Source organism: Flavobacterium ammonificans (assembly GCF_020886115.1).
GTDB classification, from domain to species: Bacteria; Bacteroidota; Bacteroidia; order Flavobacteriales; family Flavobacteriaceae; genus Flavobacterium; species Flavobacterium ammonificans.
Map to the genome: position 1 here is coordinate 1923541 of NZ_AP025185.1, position 25745 is coordinate 1949285.

Annotated in this window: 20 protein-coding genes; 18 read left to right on the plus strand and 2 right to left on the minus strand. The window is 32.4% G+C overall.

Going from position 1 to position 25745, the window contains the following annotated elements:
- Positions 1–70 precede the first annotated feature (70 nt).
- Positions 71–943, plus strand: a complete 873-nt coding sequence (gene sucD, locus LPC20_RS08535; RefSeq protein ID WP_229324447.1) for a succinate--CoA ligase subunit alpha — start codon at positions 71–73, stop codon at positions 941–943.
- A gap of 75 nt (positions 944–1018) precedes the next feature.
- Complete coding sequence (locus LPC20_RS08540; protein ID WP_229324449.1) at positions 1019–1447, plus strand: hypothetical protein; 429 nt, start codon at positions 1019–1021, stop codon at positions 1445–1447.
- Positions 1448–1493: 46 nt separating this feature from the next.
- On the opposite strand, the gene LPC20_RS08545 is transcribed toward LPC20_RS08540, so the two are convergent.
- Positions 1494–2678 (minus strand): cytochrome-c peroxidase, encoded by a 1185-nt coding sequence (locus LPC20_RS08545; RefSeq protein WP_229324451.1) that lies wholly within the window; start codon positions 2676–2678, stop codon positions 1494–1496.
- A 263-nt stretch (positions 2679–2941) separates the two neighbouring features.
- Between LPC20_RS08545 and fabG the strand changes: the two genes are divergently transcribed.
- Together fabG and LPC20_RS08555 are read left to right on the plus strand one after the other, a co-directional pair.
- Entirely contained in the window at positions 2942–3688 is a 747-nt protein-coding gene (gene fabG, locus LPC20_RS08550; protein ID WP_229324453.1) for a 3-oxoacyl-[acyl-carrier-protein] reductase, read from the plus strand.
- 51 nt (positions 3689–3739) lie between these two features.
- Positions 3740–5767 carry a hypothetical protein gene (locus LPC20_RS08555; RefSeq protein ID WP_229324454.1) on the plus strand — a complete coding sequence of 676 codons (2028 nt, stop codon included), beginning with the start codon at positions 3740–3742 and terminating at the stop codon, positions 5765–5767.
- A 4-nt stretch (positions 5768–5771) separates the two neighbouring features.
- On the opposite strand, the gene LPC20_RS08560 is transcribed toward LPC20_RS08555, so the two are convergent.
- Positions 5772–7865, minus strand: a complete 2094-nt coding sequence (locus LPC20_RS08560; protein ID WP_229324456.1) for an LTA synthase family protein — start codon at positions 7863–7865, stop codon at positions 5772–5774.
- Positions 7866–8062: 197 nt separating this feature from the next.
- Between LPC20_RS08560 and LPC20_RS08565 the strand changes: the two genes are divergently transcribed.
- From LPC20_RS08565 to hisC, 14 genes are all read left to right on the plus strand, one after another.
- Positions 8063–8497, plus strand: coding sequence for a thioredoxin family protein (locus tag LPC20_RS08565; RefSeq protein WP_229324458.1), 435 nt, complete (start codon positions 8063–8065; stop codon positions 8495–8497).
- On the plus strand, positions 8497–9480 hold the full coding sequence (locus LPC20_RS08570) for an FAD:protein FMN transferase (protein ID WP_229324460.1): 984 nt from the start codon (positions 8497–8499) through the stop codon (positions 9478–9480). Before LPC20_RS08565 ends, LPC20_RS08570 begins: the two co-directional genes overlap by 1 nt.
- A gap of 6 nt (positions 9481–9486) precedes the next feature.
- The gene (locus LPC20_RS08575) at positions 9487–9699 is read left to right on the plus strand and encodes a DUF4266 domain-containing protein (RefSeq protein ID WP_229324462.1); all 213 of its coding nucleotides are present in this window, start codon (positions 9487–9489) and stop codon (positions 9697–9699) included.
- A 19-nt stretch (positions 9700–9718) separates the two neighbouring features.
- The gene (locus LPC20_RS08580; protein WP_229324464.1) at positions 9719–11179 is read left to right on the plus strand and encodes a DUF3570 domain-containing protein; all 1461 of its coding nucleotides are present in this window, start codon (positions 9719–9721) and stop codon (positions 11177–11179) included.
- An 18-nt stretch (positions 11180–11197) separates the two neighbouring features.
- Positions 11198–11860: a response regulator transcription factor gene (locus tag LPC20_RS08585; RefSeq protein WP_229324466.1), complete on the plus strand. Its 663-nt coding sequence runs from the start codon at positions 11198–11200 to the stop codon at positions 11858–11860.
- A 2-nt stretch (positions 11861–11862) separates the two neighbouring features.
- The gene (locus LPC20_RS08590; protein ID WP_229324468.1) at positions 11863–13251 is read left to right on the plus strand and encodes a sensor histidine kinase; all 1389 of its coding nucleotides are present in this window, start codon (positions 11863–11865) and stop codon (positions 13249–13251) included.
- 81 nt (positions 13252–13332) lie between these two features.
- Complete coding sequence (locus tag LPC20_RS08595; protein ID WP_229324470.1) at positions 13333–17664, plus strand: CusA/CzcA family heavy metal efflux RND transporter; 4332 nt, start codon at positions 13333–13335, stop codon at positions 17662–17664.
- A 10-nt stretch (positions 17665–17674) separates the two neighbouring features.
- A complete protein-coding gene (locus LPC20_RS08600) occupies positions 17675–18793 on the plus strand; it encodes an efflux RND transporter periplasmic adaptor subunit (RefSeq protein ID WP_229324472.1) in 1119 nt (372 codons plus the stop codon).
- Between the two features lie 7 nt (positions 18794–18800).
- Entirely contained in the window at positions 18801–19919 is a 1119-nt protein-coding gene (locus LPC20_RS08605) for a VIT1/CCC1 transporter family protein (protein ID WP_229324474.1), read from the plus strand.
- A gap of 25 nt (positions 19920–19944) precedes the next feature.
- Positions 19945–20433, plus strand: a complete 489-nt coding sequence (locus LPC20_RS08610) for a DUF2231 domain-containing protein (protein ID WP_229324476.1) — start codon at positions 19945–19947, stop codon at positions 20431–20433.
- Between the two features lie 218 nt (positions 20434–20651).
- Positions 20652–22256 carry a phosphoenolpyruvate carboxykinase (ATP) gene (pckA, locus tag LPC20_RS08615; RefSeq protein ID WP_229324478.1) on the plus strand — a complete coding sequence of 535 codons (1605 nt, stop codon included), beginning with the start codon at positions 20652–20654 and terminating at the stop codon, positions 22254–22256.
- 266 nt (positions 22257–22522) lie between these two features.
- Complete coding sequence (gene hisG, locus LPC20_RS08620; RefSeq protein WP_229324480.1) at positions 22523–23380, plus strand: ATP phosphoribosyltransferase; 858 nt, start codon at positions 22523–22525, stop codon at positions 23378–23380.
- A gap of 22 nt (positions 23381–23402) precedes the next feature.
- A complete protein-coding gene (hisD, locus tag LPC20_RS08625) occupies positions 23403–24695 on the plus strand; it encodes a histidinol dehydrogenase (protein ID WP_229324482.1) in 1293 nt (430 codons plus the stop codon).
- A complete protein-coding gene (gene hisC / locus LPC20_RS08630) occupies positions 24685–25737 on the plus strand; it encodes a histidinol-phosphate transaminase (protein WP_229324484.1) in 1053 nt (350 codons plus the stop codon). Before hisD ends, hisC begins: the two co-directional genes overlap by 11 nt.
- The last annotated feature ends 8 nt before the right edge of the window (positions 25738–25745 follow it).

Here is a 25745-nt window from a genome sequence, read left to right on the forward strand (position 1 = left end):
AAAGTTAGAAAATAATTTCAAAATCGTATTTTTGCGTATCAAATTTAAAAAATCACATAAAAAATAGATCATGAGTGTTTTAGTTAATAAAAATTCCAAAATAATTGTTCAAGGTTTTACAGGTAGTGAAGGAACATTTCACGCGTCTCAAATGATTGAATACGGAACCAATGTTGTAGGTGGAGTTACTCCAGGTAAAGGCGGTTCAACGCATTTAGACCGTCCCGTTTTTAACACAGTAAAAGATGCAGTAGAACAAGCTGGTGCTGATACCTCTATTATTTTTGTACCACCTGCTTTTGCTGCTGATGCGATTATGGAAGCAGCTGATGCTGGAATTAAAGTTATTATAGCTATCACTGAAGGAATTCCTGTTGCTGATATGATCAAAGCTAACAGTTATGTCAAAGAAAGAAACGCTCGTTTGATAGGTCCTAACTGTCCAGGAGTTATTACTGCTGATGAAGCAAAAGTAGGTATTATGCCAGGTTTTGTTTTCAAAAAAGGAACTGTTGGAATTGTGTCAAAATCAGGAACTTTAACGTATGAAGCTGCTGATCAAGTTGCTAAACAAGGATTAGGAATTACTACTGCTATTGGTATTGGTGGAGATCCAATTATTGGAACAACAACAAAAGAAGCAGTTGAATTATTAATGAACGATCCTGAAACTAACTGTATTGTAATGATTGGAGAAATTGGTGGACAATTAGAAGCAGATGCTGCTAAATGGATCAAAGCTGATGGAAATCGCAAACCAGTTGTTGGATTTATTGCCGGAGTTACTGCTCCAGCAGGTCGTACAATGGGGCACGCTGGTGCAATTGTAGGAGGTTCTGATGATACCGCTGAGGCTAAAAAGCAAATTATGAGAGAAAACGGAATTCACGTGGTTGACTCTCCAGCTGAAATTGGTAAAAAAGTAAAAGAAGTTTTAGGTTAATCCTAAATACAATATACAATTTAAAATACCTCACGGTTTCGTGGGGTATTTTGTTTAATAAATACAGTAAATATAATGTACAAAGAATTAAAAAAGTTTAAAGTAACCAAGAGTTTTACTTTTGGTCAAGAAGATAGTTTAGAAGAGGTTTGTAATGCTCCAGAAAGCGCTAGTGGAATTTTCTTAGTATATGCTTTTGAAGGTGATGAGAAAGAATTGATTATGGTAGGTTCTACTGGTACAGTTCAAAATGATGGTGCGTTAAAAAGTAAAAATGGCGGATTGTATGACAAAATTGTAAATGGTCATCAATTTGCTAAAACAGGAAGAAAATATTCTTGGCCAGCCCAAATGAAATTAGAAAATATAGAACGATTAGAAGTAGTTTGGTACGTTACTTTCAACGATAAAGTTAAAGTAATCCCTACCTTTATAGAAGGTCAAGTTTTACAAAATTTCTTAGACGATAAAGGAAGTTTACCAAGATGGAATGTAGCATTTTAATTCTTACTTGATAATAAATAAAAAAAGCGCCTAATTGGCGCTTTTTTTATTGTTTGAATGGACTAGACCATTTTGGATCAACGTAGACATTTGTTCCGGTTAGTGTTTTTATAAAGGCAGTCAGCGCATTTACTTCTGTTGCAGTTATGTTTAATTGTTGTCCATAACCATTAGGCCTCAACCTTGGATCTAAATTACTGTTTCCTGGAGCTAAATTAATATTTCCATAATGTCCTATTACATTTTGCAAAGTAGCAAAACTTCCTGTGTGCATCATAGGTCCATTAGGAGTTCCATCCGCCTTAAGTAAATCTCGTAAAGAGGGAGATCTTGTGTTAGTAATATCAATTCCAGTTCCATTAAGAACTCCAATTACGCCATTATTTCTAGTGTTGGGATCTATATCAAATTCAGGAGCTGCATGACAACCTGCGCACCCAAAACCACATGAAGTTCTAACACCATTAGCATCAAAAACGGGTGGTGTTAAAAATAAATTTTTTCCTTGATTTTCTTGGGCTGTAAAATTAGGAAATGCTTGATTGTCATTTTGTACAGTGCTACGTCCAGCATCGTATTTTGAATCAAAAGATTGAATACTTCTTATAAATTGTGCCAACGCATTTTGCAATTTAGATTCTGTAATTTCCTCAGATCCATACACATATTTGAATAGTTCTTTGTAATAACCAATTCCTTGTAATTTTGTAATCAAAGTAGTGATAGACCCATCACCACTTGTACCACTAAACCCCATTTCAATATGATTTTTTATAGGATCAGAAGTTTGTAATTCTAATGTAGCGGCTCTTTCATCCCAAAAGAATTTTCTTTCATTTGAAAATCTAGAATTGATTAATCGCATAGAATGTCTCGTTGTTGTTCCATTTACTCCATCGCTAGCAATAGCATCATCACTAAATGCATTGGCTTGAATATGACAAGAAGAACATGAAATAGTATTGTTGGAAGATAAGTTTTTATCATAGAACAATACTCTACCTAATGTCGCTCCTTTATCTGATATTGGATTACCAGATGTGTTGTCTTTAGTTATATAAGCCGGTTTGGATTGATTGGCATAATTATATAAATTATTGAGGTCAATTTTTCCTGCAAAAGCAGTAATTACATTAGGATAGCTATCAGTTGTATCAATGTCTGTTGAATTACTACAAGCAAATAGAGTCAAAATACTTCCTAAGTACATTAGAGAAGTTAATTTTTTCATAGATTTAGATTTTTAAGATTTGAGATTTATTAATAACGTAAATAAATATAATTAATTGTAATTTAAATTGCATTCATATAAAACTTTAATAAATCATTATGATTTTAAATTTTCTTTAATGACTTATAGTTTAACTTTTAATTCTAATTGCTCTTTTTTTAACACTACAATTATTCCTATATTTGAAAAATAATATTCATCCTTATTAAGGATTTGAATTCTTTGTTATATCTATTGAATAAAAATACTATTTAGTTTATATTATGAAATTACTTGAAGGAAAAGTGGCTATCATTACAGGTGCCAGTCGCGGAATTGGAAAAGGAGTTGCAGAAGTTTTTGCAAAACATGGAGCTAATATTGCATTTACGTACAGTTCATCTGTAGAATCAGCTATGGCTTTAGAAAATGAATTGAATGCTATGGGCATTAAAGCCAAAGGCTATCAATCTAACGCAGCTGATTTTAACGAAGCACAAATTTTTGTTGACGCTGTGATTGAGGAATTTGGTACGATTGATGTTTTAATCAACAATGCCGGGATTACTAAAGATAATTTGTTAATGCGTATGTCTGAAGCGGATTACGATCAAGTAATTGATGTAAATTTAAAATCGGTTTTTAATATGACAAAAGCGATTCAAAAAACATTTTTAAAGCAACGTTCTGGCTCCATTATCAATATGAGTAGCGTAGTAGGAGTAAAGGGTAATGCGGGTCAAGCCAATTATGCCGCATCTAAGGCTGGAGTTATAGGTTTTACAAAATCTGTGGCTTTAGAATTAGGGTCAAGAAATATCCGTTGTAATGCAATTGCACCTGGTTTTATTGAAACTGAAATGACAGCTAAATTAAGTCCTGAAGTAGTTCAAGGTTGGAGAGACGGAATTCCGTTGAAACGTGGTGGAACTACTGATGATGTAGCTAATGCTTGTCTTTTCTTCGCTTCAGATATGAGTGCTTTCGTAACTGGTCAAGTACTTAATGTTTGTGGTGGAATGTTAACATAACAGTTTGCTACTAGTTTGAATAAATTATTTGAACTATAATTCAATAAAAAAATGGAGACCAACACAATCCTATTACTGATCATTTCTGTTTTGATTGCTGCGGGTTTAGCTTTTTTTCAATACATCTACAAAGCTAAAAATAAATCTAATTTGAATTTGTTTTTGGCTTTTTTGCGTTTTATTACTTTTTTTGGACTTTTTATTTTAATAATTAATCCAACTGTAACTAGAAATACATTTAAAACTGAAAAAACACCTTTAGTTATAGTAATGGATAATTCCAGTTCTATACCTTTTTTAAATGCTAATAAAGAAGCTTTAGCTAGTTATCAAAAATTAGTAAATCATCCAGCTTTACAAGAAAAATTTGAAATTCAGTCCTATCAATTGGACTCTGACTTGCAGCTTTCCAATTCATTTAATTTTAAAGGAAAACAAACTAATTTAGAGGCTGCAGCGCGTTTATTACAAAAAAATTACAAAAACAAATCATTCCCTACAGTACTATTAACTGATGGAAATCAAACCAATGGGAACGAATATGAATTTAGTTTTGATCCATTAAATAAAGTATTTCCCATTGTTTTAGGGGATACTACCAAAGTAACGGATTTGAAAATTACCCAAGTCAATGTCAATAAGTATGCTTTTTATAAAAACCAATTTCCAGTTGAAATATTTGCAGCCTATTCAGGTAAAGAAGCAATCACAGCTAATTTTAAGATTTTTCAGGGAAAATCAATACTCGTTAATCAAATAATTTCATTCTCACCACAAAAGAAAACTGCAGTAGTTCAAGTAGTATTACCAGCAAATAAAATTGGACTACAGCTTTACAAAGCTCAAATTATTGCATCTAAAAAAGAAAAAAATCCATTTAACAATACTTCTAGCTTTGCCGTAGAAGTAATGGATCAAAAAACTGAAATAGCATTACTATCTGCAATTAATCATCCCGATATTGGAGCTTTAAAACGCACGATTGAATCTAATGTACAACGAAAGGTAACTGTAATTAAACCGCAATATATCAACGAATTAAAAAATTATAAACTTGTTATTTTTTACCAGCCTAACAAACAATTTAATACTGCATTTGAAACTACTAAACAAGCTGGTTTAAATTCGTTCATAATAACAGGTACATCGACTGATTATTCGTTTTTAAACCAACAACAATCTGATGTAGTTTTCAAAATGTCCAATCAAATGGAAGACTATTTTGCTAATTTCAATTCGCAGTTTACTCTTTTTTCATCTGAAAATATAGGTTTTGAATCATTTCCGCCATTGCAAAATAGTTTTGGAACTATAAATGCTAAAGGGAATAGTTCGGTGCTACTTTCTTCAAAAATTAGAGGTATCGATACAGAATCACCGATGTTAGTTTTTTCGGAGAATCAAGGGAAACGTACAACCTATCTTTTTGGTGAAAATAGTTGGAAATGGCGCGCTCACTATTTTATTGAAAATCAAAATTTTGAAAAATACGATACTTTTATAGATAAAATAATTCAATATTTATCCACTAATTCAGTTAAGCAATCGCTTGTAGTGGAACATCAATTAATTTATAACTTAGGAGATCCAATAGAAATCAGTGCGTATTATTTAAATAAAAATTTTGAATTTGACGAGAAAGCTAGATTTGAAATTTCCATTGTGAATACAACATCAAAAATGAATAGAAAATACGATTTTAGTAGGGCTTCGAATTCATTTAAAGTTAATTTGGAATCACTTCCTGCTGGTAAATATAATTTCACCATCACAGAATTAAACTCAAAAGAACGCTATTCAAATACGTTAGAAATTTTGGATTTTGATGTTGAAAAACAGTTTGTTAATCCTGATGAATTTAGATTACAACAACTTGCCAATTATACAAAAGGAAGCCTTTTCTATCCAGATAAAACGGATCAATTAATACATAAATTGCTTGCTGAATCAGAATACCAATCGATTCAAAAAGAAGTAGTGATTAAATCACCACTTATCGAATGGGTAAGCCTATTAATTTTTCTTTTATTCATTCTTTCATTGGAATGGTTTGTAAGAAAATATAATGGTTTATTGTAGTAATTTATTTCTGGTACTTCTTTTTCTTCAATAAATCGGAAGCTGTTTGATAATATGAAATCGTTTCTCTGACTAAATCGGTTCTTGTTTTATTCAAAACCTCTTGATCATAATTGAGTTGAAATTCAGGAGCCATTTTCTGATCGGGTTTCAAACTCAATTGGAATTGTTTAACTTCTTGTTTTGGGGAAATGATTGTTAATACATCATCTTTTATTAAACCTAAATCTTGGTAAGTAGCAATTAATGCTCTGGGTTTATAATCAGATTGAAGTACGTCTTGTCCGTAAAATTTACTTTGATAATTAAAATTCAATAATCCCATTAAGGTAGGCATTACATCAATTTGCGACATCAATTGTGTGTATTTTTGCGGTGCAATAAATCCAGGACTATATATTAATCCAGGAATTCTGTATTTGTCTAAAGGAAGTTCAGTTTTTCCAGCACTAGATGCACAGTGGTCAGCGACAATAACAAAAACGGTATTCTTAAACCAAGATTGTTTTTTAGCCAGTGTAAAAAACTGTTTTAATGCATAATCGGTATATTTTACTCCACCAGCTCTGGACTTAGCGTCACCTGGTATATCAATTTTATTATTCGGATAGGTAAAGGGTCTGTGATTACTCACCGTCATCCAATGGTTAAAGAAGGGTTTCCCTGATTCTGATTCAGTATTCATTATTTGAATGGCTTTATTAGCCATATCCTCATCACAAACACCCCAAACATTAGAAAAAGTAATTTCGTGCGGACTCAAAGTTTTCTTATCAACTATATCATAACCATTACCTGTAAAGAAATCTTCCATATTATCAAAGAAAGCATCACCACCATACAGGTATTTTACATTATAACCTTTTTGCTTAAAGATATTTCCAGTAGAAAATTTATTTTTATTATCTTTTCGTTTCACTACACTTTCTCCAGCTGTAGGAGGAAAACAAAGTGTAACAGCTTCAAGTCCTCGAACGGTTCGGTTCCCAACAGCATACAAATTAGTAAATTGTAAACTTTCTGAAGCTAGCTTGTCTAAGTAAGGAGTAATATTATTTTCATTTCCATACGCTTTCATAAAATCAGCACTGAAGCTTTCAATAGTAATTAAGACAACATTTTTATGAATTTCTTGTCCTTTTCCAATAATTTTTCTAGTTGTTGATTCATTTTCAATTCCATTGATTTGATTTTTCAAAATAGCATATGCTTCATTACTTGGAATCGTTTTATAAAATTTAAAATAATCCAATTCACTATTTAGGAAAGCTAAATAAAATTTATAAATCCCATTAGATTGTAACTCATTAGCAAAAATATTCTGAGAGTTTTCTTTTGTTGCCAAATATGGAATTGTAGTCAATGAAAGGCCTAAAATAACAAAATACAAACCTGAAATTTGAATTTTTTCAGTGAAAGAAGGAATAGCTTCTATGTAGGTTTTAGAATATTTTACTATAAAGTAAGTGATTATTCCAGAAGTTATAAATAGTACTGTAAATAGAGGAATTACAGGATACGATTCCATAATATTCCCAATAACTTCGTTTGTATATACTAAATAATTCACAGCAATAAAATTGTATTTTACGCCAAATTCATTCCAAAAGAAAAACTCACTAATAGCATTTTGAAGTATTAAAGTGACAAAAAGAAAAATCACAAAGGAAAACAACCAAAAACGAATGGTGTTTCTGTATTTTGGAAGGAATAATAATAGACCAAAAAGTAGTGTTTTAAGTCCGATAAAAGCCATTCCTATTTCAGGTAAAGCACCACCATATTCGTTTAAAATAGTATTTCCAAAAGCAATATATAAGAACAAACCAACAAGCAATCCAAAAATAATATAACCTGCTGGTTTGAGATATTTTGAATTGGATATGAAAATCAAGTACAACCATAGCAAACCGCTTAAGACTGTAAAAACTAAAAAGTCAGATAGAATTCCGAATGTAAAAATTTTGATTATATCAAAACCAGAAAATGAAGCCTGTGTGATGGGATGGAATAATAATACTATTCTTAAGATGAGGCTTACTAGTATGTAGAATAAAGTTAAAGAATAAAAAGGAGAAAGTTTTTTAACGAGTGGCATTTTTTTAAATCAAATTTAAATAAATAGTAACGTTATATACTTCAATTTAACTTAAGAATAGCTTAAGATTTCACTGGCTATTAAGTTGCTAGGATTAACTTAAGTTTAGCTTAAGTTTAGCTTAAGAAATCTCTATTGCAAAATATTCACGCTAAATCTGTGTTATTTTTGTATAACTATAATTTAAAACTTCATCGATGAAAAAAATCCTCTTACTTTCCCTTTTATTATTTTTCAAAATAAGTTTTTCGCAAAATTGGAAAAGTTCTTTTGAGGAAGCGAAGTCTCAAGCATTAGCTGAAAACAAAAATATAGTTTTGGTTTTTTCTGGATCAGATTGGTGCGCTCCTTGTATCAAATTAGATAAAGCCGTTTGGCAATCTGAAGAGTTCAAAAAAGAATCCGAATCGAATTGGGTAATTTACAAAGCTGATTTTCCAAAGAAAAAAGCAAACCAATTAAGCCCTACATTAACTGAGTCAAATAAACTATTAGCAAGTAAATACAATACTTCGGGTAATTTCCCTTTAGTGGTTTTATTAGATAAAAACGGAACTGTTTTAGGTATTGAAGGATATAAGAATTATTCCGCCTCTAATTATATTAAATTAATTCATTCATTCGAAAAATAATGAAATTTAACATCGCAATTGCCTTACTAATTATCAGTCTAAATTCTTTTGGACAAACAGAATACAAACGTAAAGTTTCCATGTTAGGAAGTCCGTTTGAAATTACTGTTGTAGCCAAAGACACAATAGAAGGGAAGCAGTTTGCAGATTTAGCAATCACAGAGGTTAAACGTATAGAAAATTTAATTTCTGATTGGATTCCAACAACCCAAATTTCATTAGTTAATAAAAATGCTGGTGTTCAAGCCATAAAAGTAGATTCCGAAGTATTTGAATTAGTTGAAAGAGCCATAAAAATTTCACAATTAACTGATGGTGCTTTTGACATTTCGTATGCCTCTATGGATAAAATTTGGAAATTCGATGGTAGCATGAAAGAAATGCCTTCAGAAGAGGCAATAAAAAAATCAGTGTCGAAAATTGGCTTTAAGAACATTCTTTTAAATAAGCAAGATCAAACTATTTTCTTAAAAAACGAAGGAATGAAATTAGGACTTGGTGGGATAGGCCAAGGCTATATTGCTGATAAAGTTAAAGATAAGTTACTCTCTAACGGTTGTAAGTCTGGAATAGTTAATGTTTCTGGCGATATCAATGCGTGGGGTAAACAAAGCAATCAAAAACCTTGGACTGTCGGAATTGTAAATCCAATGAATAAGAACAAAGTATTTGCCACTTTCCCTTTAGAGAATAGTTCTGTAGAAACCTCTGGGAATTATGAGAAGTATGTTCTATTTAATGGGATACGATATTCTCATATTATTGATCCAAGAACTGGATATCCAGCTACAGGAATAGTAAGTGTATCGGTTTTTTCTAAACAAACTGAAATCGCTGATGCTTTAGCAACCGGAATTTTTGTTTTGGGGGTAGAAGTAGGTTTGAATCTAGTAAACCAATTAAAAGGGATCGAATGCATTATTGTTGATGATAAAGGCAAAATTCATTCTTCCAAAGGAATTGACATTAAAAAATATAAATAAACAACCATGTTAAAAAAAATCTGTTTAACCCTCTTAGTACCGTTTGTATTACAGTCATGTACTGTTGTTAAAGAATATGAAAAAGAAAAAATCAATGATATTGATATGAAAATAGCTGCGCGAACGTCGGAGCGATATGAAACTACGTTTCAGGTATATCGAGAAGCTGCTGCTGGAGCGAATGGCGGGAAATCTGGCGGTGGTTGTGGCTGTAATTAATGAATTCAATAAATTGAAAATGAAAAAATATTTAATATATAGTATATTGTTCCTTTCGGTAACAACATTTGCTCAAACCCAAACCGCAACTCCTACATTCAAAAAAAGAGTTTTGGAAAGTACCGAAGTTGATTTTTTGGCAAGCTATTATGTTCAAGATGGTTCAAGATCAGCAGTTTCAGGCGGAATTGGTTCTGAGAAGTTAACCGACATTGCTTCAAATATTACTATTGCTATGCCACTCAATGATGATGACGTACTAACCGTAGATGTCGGAATTTCAGCCTATTCTTCAGCCTCCTCTAGTAATATTAATCCGTTTAATTCTTCTGGCGCATCAGGTGGAAACGGAGATGATGATGATGACGATGATAGAAATGGTTATGCTAATACAGGTGTTAGTCCACAGCCCTACGGAAGTCCTTGGCAAGCCTCATCAGGCGCTTCAAGAAGTGATCAACTAGTTTCAGTAATGGCCAATTACAGTCACAGCAGTGATTCAAGAAATTTTATATGGAATGCCGATGTTTCTTTCTCTAATGAGTATGATTATACCTCTGTCGGATTTGGTGGTGGAGTTGCCGCTCTTTTTAATGAAAAAAACACTGAAATTAGTGTAAAGGCTAATGCCTATTTAGACCAATGGCGACCTATTTACCCAACAGAGCTTCATGAATACTCCAAATACGGAACTAATTTATTATCACAAGGCTATTTTAATGGAGTAACTGTTTATAACGAAAATGGCGTGGCAGCTACTGAAAATTATTTACCAAGTAATTTTAAAGATTTGGCTTTAACCAATAGAAACTCTTATTCGGCCTCTTTTGGCTTTTCTCAAATAGTAACTAAACGTCTTCAGCTTTCATTGTTTTTTGATGTTTTACAACAGCAAGGATTATTATCGACTCCCTATCATCGGGTTTATTTTGCTGACAAGTCTAACTTTTACATTGGTCAATCTCAGTTTATTTCTAGCTATGAAAACAATGCCAATACTGGAGTATTTAAATTAGCAGATGACATTGAGCGATTGCCAAATAACCGATTCAAATTACCCGTTGGCGCACGTTTGAATTATTACATTAATGAGCATTTTATTTTAAGAACCTATTACAGGTATTATTCTGACGATTGGAATATTCACGCGCATACTGCAAGTATAGAGTTGCCTATCAAACTTTCAGATAAATTTACTGTATTTCCAACCTTTAGGTACTACACTCAAACAGAGTCAAAATTTTATGCGCCTTACGAAAAACATCTTTCTTCGGAACAATTTTATACTTCTGATCCAGATTTAGCTACCTTTGATACCAAGCAAATAGGTTTTGGAATCAATTACACCGATATTTTTGCCACATCAAAAATTTGGCAATTTGGACTAAAAAATATTGATTTTAGGTTTCATCAGTATGATCGTTCTGACCGACTTAAGGCTAGTATAGCTACAATTGCTTTTAAATTTATAATGCAATAAATAGAGTATAAAAGAAACATGAGAATTTTAATTGTTGAGGACGAAATTGGAATTGTTCAATTCTTACAACAAGGGTTGGAAGAAGAAGGATATACTGTTACAACAGCTTCCGATGGTGAACAAGGACTTCAACTTCTTTTTAAAGAAAAATTTGATTTAGTATTGCTAGATTGGATGCTACCAAAAATGACAGGTATAGAAGTATGTAAGACATTTAGACAACACAATACAACTACAGCAGTTATTTTTTTAACAGCTAAAGACACCATTCAAGAAACAATAGAAGGCCTAAGAGTTGGTGCGAATGACTATATCAAAAAACCGTTTAGCTTTGATGAATTGTTAGAGCGAATGAAAGTTCATTTTCGTACTTTAGAAAAAGTGGAGACTCTTCATTTAGGGCCAGTTGAAATTAATCTAAGTCAACATCTTGTGTTAGTTAATAAGAAAGAAGTAAGTTTAACTAATCGAGAGTATGATTTACTACATTACTTAGTTAAAAATAAAGGAAAAGTATGCACACGAACTCAAATAATTGAAGATGTTTGGGATATTCATTTTGATTATGACACAGGAGTTATTGATGTGTTTATGAATTCCATTCGAAAAAAAATTAACTTTAAAAAAGAAGAAGACTACATCAAAACCATTCGTGGTGTGGGGTACATTGCAAACGATTAACTATGATGCAACTTTCCTTTAAAAATAAAATTGCCTCCCTTTACATAGTAACAACTGCACTATTAATTGCTTTTGTTTTTTGTGTTATTTATATTAGTGTAAGCTATACTATGTACAGTGATATCAATGAAGATATTGAAGCAGAATCTCAAAAACATCTGACAGAAATTGCTGTAAGTAATAATAGTTTTCGTCTCATCCATCTTGAAGAATGGATGGAAAGAGAACATAATACAGAGGATGTTAATCCTGTCTACGTACAATTTATCGACAATAAAAAGAATGTTGTTGAAAAATCTCCTAACCTCAAAAGAAATCTTCAATTTAATTCTGAAATTCCATTCAATACACTCTTTGATTATCAATTGGATGGAAAAGCTGTACGCCAAATACAATTACCAATTTATGAGGGGAAATTGATTATAGGTTACCTAATGGTAGCCATGTCTTTGGAAAACACCTATTTAGTTCAAAATAATTTGTTAGAAGTATTGACAATTGCCTATCCAACAATTTTAGGAATTCTATTTCTAATTGCGCGTTTGATTGCTGGACGAAGTATAAAGCCAATTAATGCTATAATCAATACTGCTAATGAAATTACAAAAGATAATTTAAAATCAAGAATTCCTTTACCGAGAACCAAAGATGAATTATTTATTCTATCCCAAACCATTAATGATTTATTAGATCGTTTAGAAACAGCTATAGAACGAGAAAAACAATTTACTTCAGATGCCTCGCATGAGTTAAGAACACCCCTAACGGTAATAAAAGGTACTTTAGAAGTTTTAATTAGGAAACCAAGAGCTACCAAAGAATATGAAGAAAAGATTAATTTTTGCGTTGCAGAAGTAGATCGATTAAATCATCTAGTAGATCAATTACTATTACTTGCGCGTTACGAAAATGAAAAGCAGTCATTCAAGAATGAGAAAGTATATTTAAATGGTATCATTCAAGATATTTTAGTTCGAAAGGCATCTTTACTTAAGTTAAAAGATATTAAAATTCATCTAAAAATGGAAGAGGACTATTATTGTGAATCAGACAAGCAATTTGTTTCAATAATAATCACCAATTTAATTTCTAATGCAATCAAATATTCTAACCAAAGTGATGCCATTGAAATTCATTTAAATCAAAGAAAACAAGAAATAATTTGTTCTATTATTGATAATGGAATTGGAATATCCCCAGCTGATTTAGAAAAAGTATTTCAACCTTTCTTTCGATCAAAAGCATTAAATCACCCAAGTATTAAAGGAATAGGCGTGGGATTATCCATAGTGCAACGATTATGTTCTCTTCTGTCCATTGGTATTAATTTAACGAGTGTTGAAAATGCGGGAACCAAAGTTGAATTAGTTTTTCAAGAATCGTCTAATTAATCCTTCATCAGCATTAAGTAATTCTTAAGATTTAGATTATATTTATGACTTACTTTTGAAGTACATAAATAGTATTCAATTATGCTCGAAAAAATTATAGCATTTAGTTTAAAAAACAAACTGATTATTCTACTCTTTACATTAGGAGTTTTTAGTTTTGGAATTTATTCTGTTTTCCAAATTTCGATTGGTGCAGTTCCTGATGTAACTAATAATCAAGTGCAAGTAATTACTACTTCTAGAAATCTTTCTACACAAGATATTGAACAGTTTATTACCTATCCAGTTGAAATCGAAATGGCTAATTTACCTGGCGTAAAAGAAATTAGGTCTATTTCTAAGTTTGGATTATCAGTGGTTACTATTGTTTTTGAAGATGATTTAGGAACCTATTTACCACGACAATTAATTGCTGAAAAAATTAAATCAGCTTCCGAAAAAATCCCTGCCGGTTTCGGCACCCCTGAAATGGGGCCAATAACCACTGGCTTAGGAGAAATTTACCAATATACTCTTGAAGTTAAACCCGAATTTAAAGATAATTATTCTGTTACCGATTTACGAACTATTCAAGATTGGATAGTTAAACGACAATTGTCTGGAATCAAAGGTGTAGTAGAAATCAATACTTGGGGTGGTTTTTTAAAACAATATGAAATCGCCATAATTCCAGAACGTTTAAAAGCGATTAATATAAGCATGACAGATGTTTTTGTGGCTTTGGAAAAAAACAATAGTATCGCTGGTGGAGCCTATATCGAAAAAGTAAATCAAAGTTATTTCATTCGAGCTGAAGGAAAAGTAAATTCACTTGAGGATATTGAAAATATTGTAGTTAAAAATACCAATGGTATTCCAGTTTACATTAAAAATATTGCTGAAGTTAATTTTGGACATGCAAATCGTTTCGGCGCTATCACAGGGAATGGTGAGGGTGAAAAGGTATTAGGACAAGTAATGATGTTAAAAGGTGGAAACTCTAAGCAAGTTATTACTGATGTCAAAAATCGGGTGGCTGAAATTCAAAAGACATTACCGGAAGGTGTTTATATCAATGGTTTCTTGGAACGAAGCGAATTGGTGGGTAAAACTACTTTCACAGTGGCAGAAAATTTAATTCTAGGTTGTTTAATTGTAATTTTTGTAGTGGTGCTATTATTGGGAAATTGGCGTTCGGGATTGGTAGTTGCATCTGTAATTCCATTATGCTTATTATTTGCTATTTCGTTCATGAATATTTTTGGAATTGATGCCAATTTGATGAGTTTAGGCGCTATAGATTTCGGAATTATTATTGATGGAGCGGTAATTATTGTAGAATTTATTGCATTCCAAATAGCAAGTAAATCGGCAAGTTTAGTTGGACTATCAAAAGAAAAACAACAAATAGAAATTGACCAAATCACTTTTAAAAGCGCATCTAAAATGATGAATTCGGCAGTTTTTGGACAGTTAATTATTTTGATCGTTTTTATACCTATTTTGTCTTTATCAGGAATTGAAGGTAAAATGTTCAAGCCTATGGCAATGACATTTAGCTTCGCTTTATTAGGTGCAATGCTTTTGTGTTTTACATACGTTCCTGTAGTGGCATCGATTTTTTTAAAGCCTAAAGAAGAAAATCCAAATTCGTTTTCTCATCAATTGATTCATAAATTCAATTCGATATATTTACATATTATTACTTGGTCTTTGAGTAATACTAAAAAAGTACTGTTGGGCGCTGTAGGACTTTTGTTATTTTCTATTGTAATTTTCACTAGAATGGGTGGCGAATTTATTCCGACACTAGACGAAGGCGATTTCGTAATTCAGCCTGTTTTAAAAACGGGAACTTCATTGACAAAAACTATTGCTACTACTACAAAGATTGAACAAATTATTTTGAAAAATTTCCCTGAAGTTAATCAAGTGGTGAGTAGGATTGGTGCTGCCGAAGTACCAACAGATCCAATGTCAATGGAAGAAAGCGATATTATTGTCAAATTAAAACCAAAATCAGAATGGGTTTCTGCCGAATCCAAAGATGAGTTAGCTGACAAAATCAAAACTGCAATTGAAACTCAAATTCCGAATATGGAAATTGAATTTACACAACCTATCGAAATGCGATTTAACGAATTGATTTCTGGAACACGTTCTGACGTAGCTGTGAAGTTATTCGGTGAAGATTTGAATATTTTGGCTAGTAAAGCTCATGAAATTCAAAATGCAATTAAAAATGTGGAAGGTGCTTCGGATATTATTATTGAAAAAACCGAAGGATTACCACAAATGTTAGTACAATATGATCGCTCAAAAATAGCTCGTTACGGATTAAATATTGCCGACTTAAACGACATGATAGCGCTTAGTTTTGCCGGTAAAACAGTCGGAAATGTATTTGAAGGCGAAAAACGATTTGACATGGTGGTGCGTTTAGATAAGATAAACCGAAAGGATATTGAAGACTTACAATATTTATACATTTCAACTCCAAACGGACAACAAATTCCGTTAAATGAATTAGCTACAATTGAGTATTCTCAAGGTCCTGCAAAAATTTCAAGAGACAATACCAATAGAAGAATTGTTGTTGGTATTAATGTAAGAAATAGAGATTTACAAAGTGTAGTTACTGATATTCAAAATATAGTTAGTTCAAAGATACAGCTACCTGCAGGTTATTATATAAAATATGGAGGGCAATTTGAAAACTTAGAATCTGCAAAAACCAGATTGCTAATTGCTGTTCCTATAGCTTTATTCTTAATTTTTATTCTATTGCATTTTGCTTTCGGTTCTATCAAAGAGGCGTTGATGGTGTATTCAGCAATTCCACTTTCTGCTGTAGGTGGTATTTTATTTCTATGGCTGCGTGGTTTACCGTTTAGTATTTCGGCAGGAGTTGGTTTTATTGCTCTTTTTGGAATTGCAGTGTTAAATGGAATTGTTTTAATTGAGCATTTTAAAGAACTTAAGCACAGCGGAATGAAAGATATGGATCAATTAATACTAAAAGGTACTACAGATCGTTTGCGACCTGTTTTGTTGACTGCCGCCGCTGCAGCTTTAGGATTTTTGCCAATGGCAATTTCAACCTCTGCCGGTGCTGAAGTACAAAGACCTTTGGCCACTGTCGTTATTGGAGGCCTAGTAACTGCAACATTTTTAACCTTAATTGTACTACCTATACTTTTTAAAGTTTTAGATAAAAAAGATTTTAAAAAGCCGCAATTTAAAGTGAATAACAAAGCAATCATTCTATTCTTTTTATTGAGTTGTTCATTTCTAAGTGCTCAAAATACAAGCGCCGAACGAGAACGAATTATCAATTTAGCAATCGATAATAATAAAGAAATTAAAGCGGCTCAATTGCAACTTGATAAAGCAAAAGCAGCTATTCAATCTGCCTATTCATTTGATAAAATGAATGTGTATTATAGTTATGATCAAAATAACTTAGCATTGAATGTATTACCACTTCGAGTTTTTGGAGTACAGCAACGTTTCGATTTTCCTACTGTTTATGGTGCCAAGAAAAAAGTGCTGACTTCAGAATACGACAAAGAAAAAGCGCGTTATGATTTACTGAAAAACAAACTAAATTTAGCGGTTTCAAAGGTTTACGAGGAAATTGTTTTCTTGCAAAATCAGGAGAAACGCTATGGCTATTTGGATAGTTTATATCAAAATTTTTCTAAAGCAAGTAATCGTCGTTTTGAGTTGGGAGAAACTAATTATTTAGAAAAAATAACGGCTCAAGCTAAAGCGGGACAAATTCAAACAAAGAAAACTCAAATTGAAAAAGATAAAATAGCCCAATATGAGCTTTTGAAATCTTTAGTACAATCAGATGAAACTATTCTAATTTCCAATACTAATTTAACTCCGATTGTAGATTTAGCAAATACTTCCAATACAGGTTTTCATTCTATTTATTTAGAAGAAGTTACTAAAACCTATAAAAATGAGATTTCATTACAAAAAAGTAATTGGTTACCTGATATTAACATTGACTATTTTCAAGGTAGAAATAATGGTTTATCGCAGTCGCTTTATGGTTTTCAATTAGGAGTTGCAATACCCATTTTATTTACAGGAACAACTTCAAAAATTAAAGTGGCTGAATTAGAATTACAAAGTTGGCAGCAGCAAAAAATAAATGAAGAGCAAAAAATGTCGAGCTATTTAATCCAAAAGAAAAATGAGTTGGCAAAATTCCAAGAAGCTATAAATTACTACCAAAAACATGGTAAGAAATTATCAGACGAAATAATTAAAGTGGCTAATTTGAGTTATAAAAATGGAGAAATTGATTTCTTCCAATACATTCAAAGTTTAGAAAATGCTTCTTCAATTCAGTCGGATTACTTAGAAACAGTACTGCAATTTAATTTGACTCAACTAGAATTAAACTACCCTAATTTTTAATTAAATTTTCATGAAAAAGATACTATATATATTAGCTGTTTCTTCCATTTTATTGGGGTGTAAAGAAGCTACAAAAAAAGAAATTACGCCCAAAGATGATGGGCTAATTGCGATTACATCGGCTCAATTTGAGTCGATAGGTATTCAAATAGACAGTCCAAAAGAGCGTGCATTTGATGTCAATTGTAAGGCATCGGGAAAAATTGATGTTCCACCACAAAATAGGGCACAAGTGACTACATTCATTGGAGGTTATGTGAAATCTACTCGACTATTAGTTGGAGATAAAGTTCGTAAAGGACAAACACTCATTACATTAGAAAGTACAGAATATTTAGACATTCAAAAGGAATATCTTGAAGTTGCTGAACAGATTAAGTATTTGAAATCCGAATTCGCCCGACAAAAAACATTGTTTGACGAAAAAATTAGTTCGCAAAAAAATTATTTAAAAGCAGAAAGTGAGTATCGAAGAGCAAAAGGAATGTATCAAAGTTTAAGAGAAAAACTGCTGCTTCTCAATATTAATCCGACGCATGTTGAAAAAGGGAAATTAACTTCATTTGTAACTATTTCGTCTCCAATTTCTGGAGATATTGTGGTTATGAATGCCGCTATTGGTAGGTATCTAGCACCATCGGACGTAATTATGGAAATTGTAGATACACAGCACTTACATTTGGAATTGGCGGTGTTTGAAAAAGACATATTAAATGTAAAAGTGGGACAGAAAATACAATTTAAGGTACCTGAAGCTTCCAAAGAAATATTCCCGGCCGAAGTACATTTAGTAGGTAAATCCATTGAAGGAAATGAAAGAACAATTAATGTTCATGGACATCTAGATGAGAAAATTAAACAAAAATTATTGACCGGTATGTTTGTTGAGGCTTCAATTACAACCAGTTCAAAAAACGGATTAGCACTACCTTTTGACGCTGTTATTAGTGAAAACAATAAAAATTATGTACTTTTATTAGAAAGCGCAAAAAACAATTCTTACAGTTTCAAAAAAGTAGCAGTTAAAATAGGAGAAAAGAATAGCTCTTTTATAGAAGTAATTCCGAACAATCTAATCAATTCTTCATCTAAAATTGTAGTAAAAGGCGCTTTTGATATTGCAAACTAATTACGCTATGGATGTAAATAAATTAAAAAAGCAATTGCAAATTGAAGTAGATACTGCTTTTTTATATGATAGCATTGCTTCCATTCAAACTGATATTAGTTTGAAGCGGGTTTTGAATAGTTTGGCTGAAATAGAAAAGGGACATGCACATCACATGTTGAATAAAATAGTGACTTTTGATACCAATTATCAAATGCCATTGCCTTCTTCTAAAGCCAAGTTTCAACTGAAAGTAGGAAAGCTATTTGGCTACAGTTCTATCATTAGTAGTTTGGCCAACATTGAAAAACAATTTGCTGTTAATACTATTAAGAATAAAATCGAACAAGGCGAAAAGCTAACCGGATTTGAACACAATCACTTGAATATTATCGAAGCAGTCAATAATAATGAGGCGTTGAACGTTTCTGGTGGATTGTTATCCAAGTTTGAAAGTCGCCATAAATCTGTAGGTGGAAATGCATTACGAGCAGCGGTACTAGGATCAAATGACGGACTAGTTTCTAATATGAGTTTAGTTATGGGAGTAGCTGGCGCAGCCGTTTCTAATGATACCATTCTATTAACAGGAACCGCAGGACTTTTGGCTGGGGCAATTTCGATGGCTTTAGGCGAATGGCTATCAGTACAAAGTTCAAGAGAATTGAATCAACGTCAAATTGAATTAGAAACAGAAGAATTAGAAGCTTCTCCCGAAGAAGAGAAAAAAGAATTGGTTTTATTGTACCAAGCCAAAGGTATGAATGCAGCCGATGCACAAAAATTAGCAGACAAAGCATTTGAAAGCCCAGAGACTGCCATTGATGCAATCATTAATGAGGAATTAGGAATTGACAAAGATGAATTAGGAGGTTCGGCATGGGAAGCTGCGACAGCCTCCTTTATTTTATTTGCCATTGGAGCCATCATTCCGTTGTATCCATTTATCTTCTTAGATGGTAGAAGCGCTATTTTACTAAGTATTGGAAGTAGCGTAGTGGGTCTTTTTGGGATTGGAGCAGCAATTACTTTATTGACAGGTAAGAGTATTTTATTTTCTGGATTTAGACAAGTTGCTTTTGGATTGGTAGCCGCAGCAGTAACCTATGGAATTGGAACTTTAATTGGAGTTTCACTAGCAGGATAATTTTTAACTTTAATATTTATTAACTATGAATGACGCACATTTACACATGGTAGTAAACCATTTTCCGATTGTTGGAACTATTGTAGCAATTGGAATTTTAATTGCAGGATTATTAAACAAAAACCAATCGATTATTAATACTGCTTATGTATTATTTATTATTGGAGCTGTTTTTGGTATTTTGAGTATGAATACAGGAGAAGGAGCAGAGGAACTAGTAGAAGACATGCCAGGGATTGGTTGGAAAATCATCCATGAACACGAGGAATTAGCTGAAAAAATGGCTTTATTATTAGATGTTTTAGGAATTTTATCTTTAGTTGGTTTTTATTTCCAATATAAAAACAATCCCAAACAGAAATTAGTTTCCTACTTACTATTAGTTTTAAGTATCGCTAGTCTTTTTGTAATTCAAAAAGTAGGTACCTCTGGTGGTGAAATTCGTCATACTGAAATACGAAATGAATCTAATGCTACTCATAATTTAAAAACAGATAATAAACATGACGAATAGTCATTTTTAAATTACTACTATTTCTCAGAATTTATTAATACTTTAAAAATAAATATTGTGTTTATTTTATAAATACGTTATTTATTTTTAATTATTTTATATTATTCGCAATAAACTTATTATTCTTTTAATTTATTATCTACTATATCGTTTTCGTTATTTTATTTGATTATTTTTGAAAATAATAGAACGTTGATTATTTTTAAATACAATAGAAGATGAAAAACATCAAAATTATTCAAGAATTACAAGGATTAGGGATAACAGGTTACCATGAAGTTTCGTACAATCCTAGTTATGAAGATTTATTTCAAGCAGAGGTTTCTCAAAGAAGAAAAGGATATGAAAAAGGAGCATTAACAGAAACTGGTGCAGTAGCAGTTAAAACCGGAATATTTACAGGTCGTTCACCAAAAGACCGTTATATTGTAAAAGACGATATCACAAAAGATACTATTTATTGGGATGATAAAGTTAATTTTCCGACAACTCAAATGATTTGGCATGATTTGAAAAAGTTGGTATTAAAACAACTTTCTACATCTCCCAAACTTTATGTTGTTGATGCTTTTTGTGGTACAAATCCAGACACTCGATTAAAAGTTCGTTTTGTTATGGAAGTAGCATGGCAAGCGCATTTTGTAACCAATATGTTTATTCGTCCTTCTGTTTACGAATTAGAAAACTTTGGTGAGCCTGATTTTGTGGTAATGAATGGATCCAAAACAACCAATCCAGATTGGCAAAAACAGGGACTTAACTCTGAAAACTTCGTTGTATTTAATCTTACCGAAAAAATCCAAATTATCGGTGGTACTTGGTATGGTGGAGAAATGAAGAAAGGAATGTTTGCCATGATGAATTATTATTTACCATTAAAAGGAATGGCATCTATGCATTGTTCAGCTAATGTTGGAGAAGATGGAGATGTTGCTGTATTCTTTGGACTATCTGGAACAGGAAAAACTACGCTTTCTGCTGATCCTAAACGTTATTTAATTGGAGATGATGAGCACGGTTGGGATGATAATGGCGTATTTAATTTTGAAGGAGGCTGTTATGCTAAAGTAATAGACTTGTCTGAACAAAATGAACCTGATATTTGGCGAGCTATTAAAAGAGACGCTTTGCTCGAAAATGTAATGGTAGATGAATACGGTGAAATTAATTATCATGACCATTCAATTACTGAAAATTCAAGGGTTTCCTATCCAATATATCATATCAATAAAATTGTCCTTCCTTCAAAGGCTGGGCATGCTAAAAAAATTATTTACCTTTCTGCAGATGCCTTTGGGGTATTACCTCCAGTTTCTATTTTAGATGAAGATCAAGCACAATACCACTTTTTATGTGGTTACACTTCAAAATTAGCTGGAACTGAAAGAGGAATTACTGAGCCAGTACCTTCGTTTTCTCCTGCTTTTGGGGAAGCTTTTTTAACACTTCATCCAACTATGTATTCAAAAACACTAATTGGCAAAATGAAAAAGCATGGTGCCAAAGCTTATTTAGTGAACACAGGATGGAATGGAACTGGTAAACGTATTTCATTAAAAAATACTAGAGCAATTATAGATGCAATCATCAGTGGGGAAATTGAAAAGTCCTCGACAACTGAAATTCCTTATTTGAACTTAACTATTCCAAATGAGTTGCCAAATGTAAGTGAAGGTATTTTAGATCCTAGAGATACGTATGAGGACAAAAAAGAATGGGAACGAAGAGCTAAAGATTTAGCAGCTCGTTATATTAAAAACTTTGAACAGTACACTGATAATGAAGAGGGAAAACGTTTAGTTAAGGCTGGTCCTAAACTCTAATTTACCTTATTTAACAATTTTTCCAATTTAAGTTGGATTTATGCCGCTTAACTTTATTTTAATTGTATATATTTGCACTCTAAATTAATTAGGTTATGTTATTAATTCAATTACATCATCATCATTCACAAAATTGCTCTCAAGCGATGTGTTAATGGTATGCGTGTATGTCACATATTTAAAAACCCGTTTGAGTACATCAAACGGGTTTTTTTATTGTATCCGTTGTACTCAAATCTAAACTAAAAGCTAAAAAAACAAAAACAATGAGTACGTTAAAAATTGCCATTCAAAAATCAGGAAGACTAAACGAAGACAGTATCCAAATCCTAAAAGACTGTGGAATTTCTATCAACAATGGAAATGATCAATTAAAAGCAACTGCTTCTAATTTTCCATTGGAAGTTTTATACCTTAGAAATTCGGATATTCCTCAATATTTAATCGATGGAGTAGTAGATGCTGCTATTGTAGGCGATAATCTTTTAGTCGAAAAAGGAAAAAACATTCAAGTAGTAGAAAAATTAGGTTTTTCAAAATGCAAAGTTTCTGTTGCTGTACCCAAGAACTTTGAATACAATTCTGTTAATGATTTAGAGGGTTTGCGAATTGCTACTTCTTACCCAAATACCGTTTTGGATTTCTTTAATTCCAAAAATATTGCAGTTTATTTGCACCAAATTTCAGGTTCGGTCGAAATTGCACCTAATATTGGTTTGGCAGATGCTATCGTAGATATTGTTTCAAGTGGTAGTACTTTGTTTAAAAACAATTTAAAGGAAGTTGAAGTAATATTTAAAAGTGAGGCTGTTTTAGCGGTTTCGCCAAAAATGACTTCTGAAAACAAAGTAATTTTAAACAAATTACAATTCCGAATCCAATCCGTTTTAAGAGCACGTAAATCAAAATACATTTTAATGAATGTACCGAACGATAAAATAAAAGAAATCAGTTCCATTTTACCCGTTTTAAAAAGCCCAACGGTTATGCCATTGGCACAAGAAGGTTGGTCAAGTGTTCACACTGTTATTGAAGAGGATCGTTTTTGGGAAGTAATCGACGAGTTAAAAGCCGCTGGAGCGGAAGGTATTCTGGTTTGTCCAATTGAAAAAATGGTGTTGTAATCGTTTAAATACTAAAAACACAATGAATAAAATATACAATCCAAAACAGGAAAACTGGGCTTCTTTATTAGAGAGACCTACTAAAACTGTGGACGATATCGAAGCAACAGTAAAAGAAATTTTTGCTGCAGTACAATCAAAAGGAGACGAAGCTGTAAATCAATATACAGCAAAGTTTGACGGAATTGCTTTGGAAAACAATTTGGTTTCCAATGCCGAAATAGAACAAGCTATTGCTGCAGTTTCTGACGAATTGAAAGCAGCTATTCAATTGGCTAAATCAAATATCGAAAAATTCCACCAAGCGCAAAAAACCAATCGTGTTAGCGTTGAAACTACGGAAGGGGTTCAATGTTGGCAAGAAAAACGTCCTATTCAGAAAATTGGATTATACATTCCTGGCGGAACAGCGCCTTTGTTTTCAACAGTGTTGATGTTGGCTATTCCAGCTGCAATTGCTGGATGCAAAGAAGTAGTATTGTGTTCGCCTCCCAATAAAAACGGCAATTTAAATCCTGCTATTTTGTACGCTGCAAACTTATGTGGGGTAACTAAAATTATAAAAGTAGGTGGAATTCAAGCGATAGCGGGAATGACTTTTGGAACAACTACTATTCCGAAAGTGTATAAAATATTTGGACCCGGAAATCAATATGTAACGGTGGCAAAACAATTAGCAACTCAATTTGGCGTAGCCATTGATATGCCTGCTGGACCATCGGAATTGTTAGTCGTAGCCGACGATAGTGCTGTACCCGCTTTTGTAGCGTCTGATTTATTAAGTCAAGCTGAACACGGAACTGATAGTCAAGTGATATTAGTTTCGACTTCTAAGAAAATGATAGACGCAGTTGAGCAAGAGGTACAATCACAATTGGCAGTTTTGCCAAGAAAGGCAATTGCAGAAAAAGCGATAGCTAATTCCAAATTGATTTATGTCGAAAATGCAGCAATTGCTTTAGATTTAATTAACGAATACGGTCCGGAACACTTTATAGTGTGTACTGAAAACGATGATTTTTATGTGGATAATATCGAAAATGCGGGTTCGGTTTTCATAGGCAATTATACTCCAGAAAGTGCTGGTGATTATGCTTCGGGAACCAATCACACGCTACCAACGAATGGTTATGCTAAAAATTATAGTGGCGTCAACTTGGATAGTTTTATGAAATCTATGACGTTTCAAAAGATTTCTGAAAAAGGGATTCAAAACATTGGAAATGCCATCGAAATTATGGCAGAAAAAGAAGGATTACAAGCGCACAAAAATGCGGTTACATTACGTTTAAATGCGATTGAAAATGGAAAATAAATTTGATATCAATTCTTTAGTTCGTGAGAACGTTAAAGCAATGAAGCCATATTCTTCGGCGCGAGATGAATTTGAAGATTTTGACACAACTGAAATGATTTTTTTGGATGCCAATGAAAATCCGTTTGAAAATGGCGTGAATCGTTATCCAGACCCACAGCAAGCGACGGTTAAATCGGTTTTAGCTGAACAAAATGGAGTGGATAAAAATCAAATCTTGTTAGGAAATGGAAGTGATGAAGTGTTGGATTTATTGTTTCGTGCTTTTTGCGAACCTAAAATTGACAATGTAATTACGTTGCCGCCAACCTACGGAATGTATGGGGTTTTGGCCAATCTAAATGCAATTGAGAATAGAGAGGTTTTACTTTCTACTGATTTTCAGCCACAATTAGATGCGATTATGAAAGTAGTGGATACAAATTCCAAAATGATTTTCCTTTGTTCGCCTAACAATCCAACTGGAAATTCTTTTTCAGAGGAAAGTGTTCACTATTTACTAGATAATTTCAACGGATTAGTCGTGATTGACGAAGCCTATATTGACTTTTCAGACAAAGCGTCTTGGATACAAAAAATCAAGGATTATCCTAATTTAATTATAACCCAAACCTTGTCTAAAGCCTATGGTTTGGCAGGAATAAGATTGGGTATTTGTTACGCTTCTGCAGCAATTATTGCGGTTTTGAATAAAATAAAACCGCCTTATAATGTTAATGAATTGACACAAAAAAGAGCTTTAGAACGTTTGGCTAGTCCAAACCAAATAAAAGAAGAAATCAACTTCATAATAGCGCAAAGAGAGCAGTTACTTAAAGTAATAAATGAAGTAAATTTTGTTTCAAAAATATATCCAACTGAGGCTAATTTCATTTTGATTAAAGTTGATAATGCCAATCAACGCTATGATGAGTTAATTGCTAAAGGAATTGTAATTCGAAATAGAACGACGCAACCTTTATGTGAAAACACCTTGCGTTTGACTATTGGAACAGAAGAAGAAAATCAAAAATTAATAGACGCTTTAAAAAGCTTAAATTAAATTCTTGA

Bases quoted from the DNA above. Each gene is read 5' to 3' on its own strand.
- LPC20_RS08565 (WP_229324458.1), top strand. From the start codon at position 8,063: ATGAAAAAAATCCTCTTACTTTCCCTTTTATTATTTTTCAAAATAAGT.
- LPC20_RS08580 (WP_229324464.1), top strand. From the start codon at position 9,719: ATGAAAAAATATTTAATATATAGTATATTGTTCCTTTCGGTAACAACA.
- LPC20_RS08540 (WP_229324449.1), top strand. From the start codon at position 1,019: ATGTACAAAGAATTAAAAAAGTTTAAAGTAACCAAGAGTTTTACTTTT.
- LPC20_RS08605 (WP_229324474.1), top strand. From the start codon at position 18,801: ATGGATGTAAATAAATTAAAAAAGCAATTGCAAATTGAAGTAGATACT.
- fabG (WP_229324453.1), top strand. From the start codon at position 2,942: ATGAAATTACTTGAAGGAAAAGTGGCTATCATTACAGGTGCCAGTCGC.
- LPC20_RS08560 (WP_229324456.1), bottom strand. From the start codon at position 7,865: ATGCCACTCGTTAAAAAACTTTCTCCTTTTTATTCTTTAACTTTATTC.
- pckA (WP_229324478.1), top strand. From the start codon at position 20,652: ATGAAAAACATCAAAATTATTCAAGAATTACAAGGATTAGGGATAACA.
- LPC20_RS08555 (WP_229324454.1), top strand. From the start codon at position 3,740: ATGGAGACCAACACAATCCTATTACTGATCATTTCTGTTTTGATTGCT.
- hisG (WP_229324480.1), top strand. From the start codon at position 22,523: ATGAGTACGTTAAAAATTGCCATTCAAAAATCAGGAAGACTAAACGAA.
- LPC20_RS08570 (WP_229324460.1), top strand. From the start codon at position 8,497: ATGAAATTTAACATCGCAATTGCCTTACTAATTATCAGTCTAAATTCT.
- LPC20_RS08545 (WP_229324451.1), bottom strand. From the start codon at position 2,678: ATGAAAAAATTAACTTCTCTAATGTACTTAGGAAGTATTTTGACTCTA.
- LPC20_RS08600 (WP_229324472.1), top strand. From the start codon at position 17,675: ATGAAAAAGATACTATATATATTAGCTGTTTCTTCCATTTTATTGGGG.
- sucD (WP_229324447.1), top strand. From the start codon at position 71: ATGAGTGTTTTAGTTAATAAAAATTCCAAAATAATTGTTCAAGGTTTT.
- hisC (WP_229324484.1), top strand. From the start codon at position 24,685: ATGGAAAATAAATTTGATATCAATTCTTTAGTTCGTGAGAACGTTAAA.
- LPC20_RS08595 (WP_229324470.1), top strand. From the start codon at position 13,333: ATGCTCGAAAAAATTATAGCATTTAGTTTAAAAAACAAACTGATTATT.
- LPC20_RS08575 (WP_229324462.1), top strand. From the start codon at position 9,487: ATGTTAAAAAAAATCTGTTTAACCCTCTTAGTACCGTTTGTATTACAG.
- LPC20_RS08585 (WP_229324466.1), top strand. From the start codon at position 11,198: ATGAGAATTTTAATTGTTGAGGACGAAATTGGAATTGTTCAATTCTTA.
- LPC20_RS08610 (WP_229324476.1), top strand. From the start codon at position 19,945: ATGAATGACGCACATTTACACATGGTAGTAAACCATTTTCCGATTGTT.
- hisD (WP_229324482.1), top strand. From the start codon at position 23,403: ATGAATAAAATATACAATCCAAAACAGGAAAACTGGGCTTCTTTATTA.
- LPC20_RS08590 (WP_229324468.1), top strand. From the start codon at position 11,863: ATGATGCAACTTTCCTTTAAAAATAAAATTGCCTCCCTTTACATAGTA.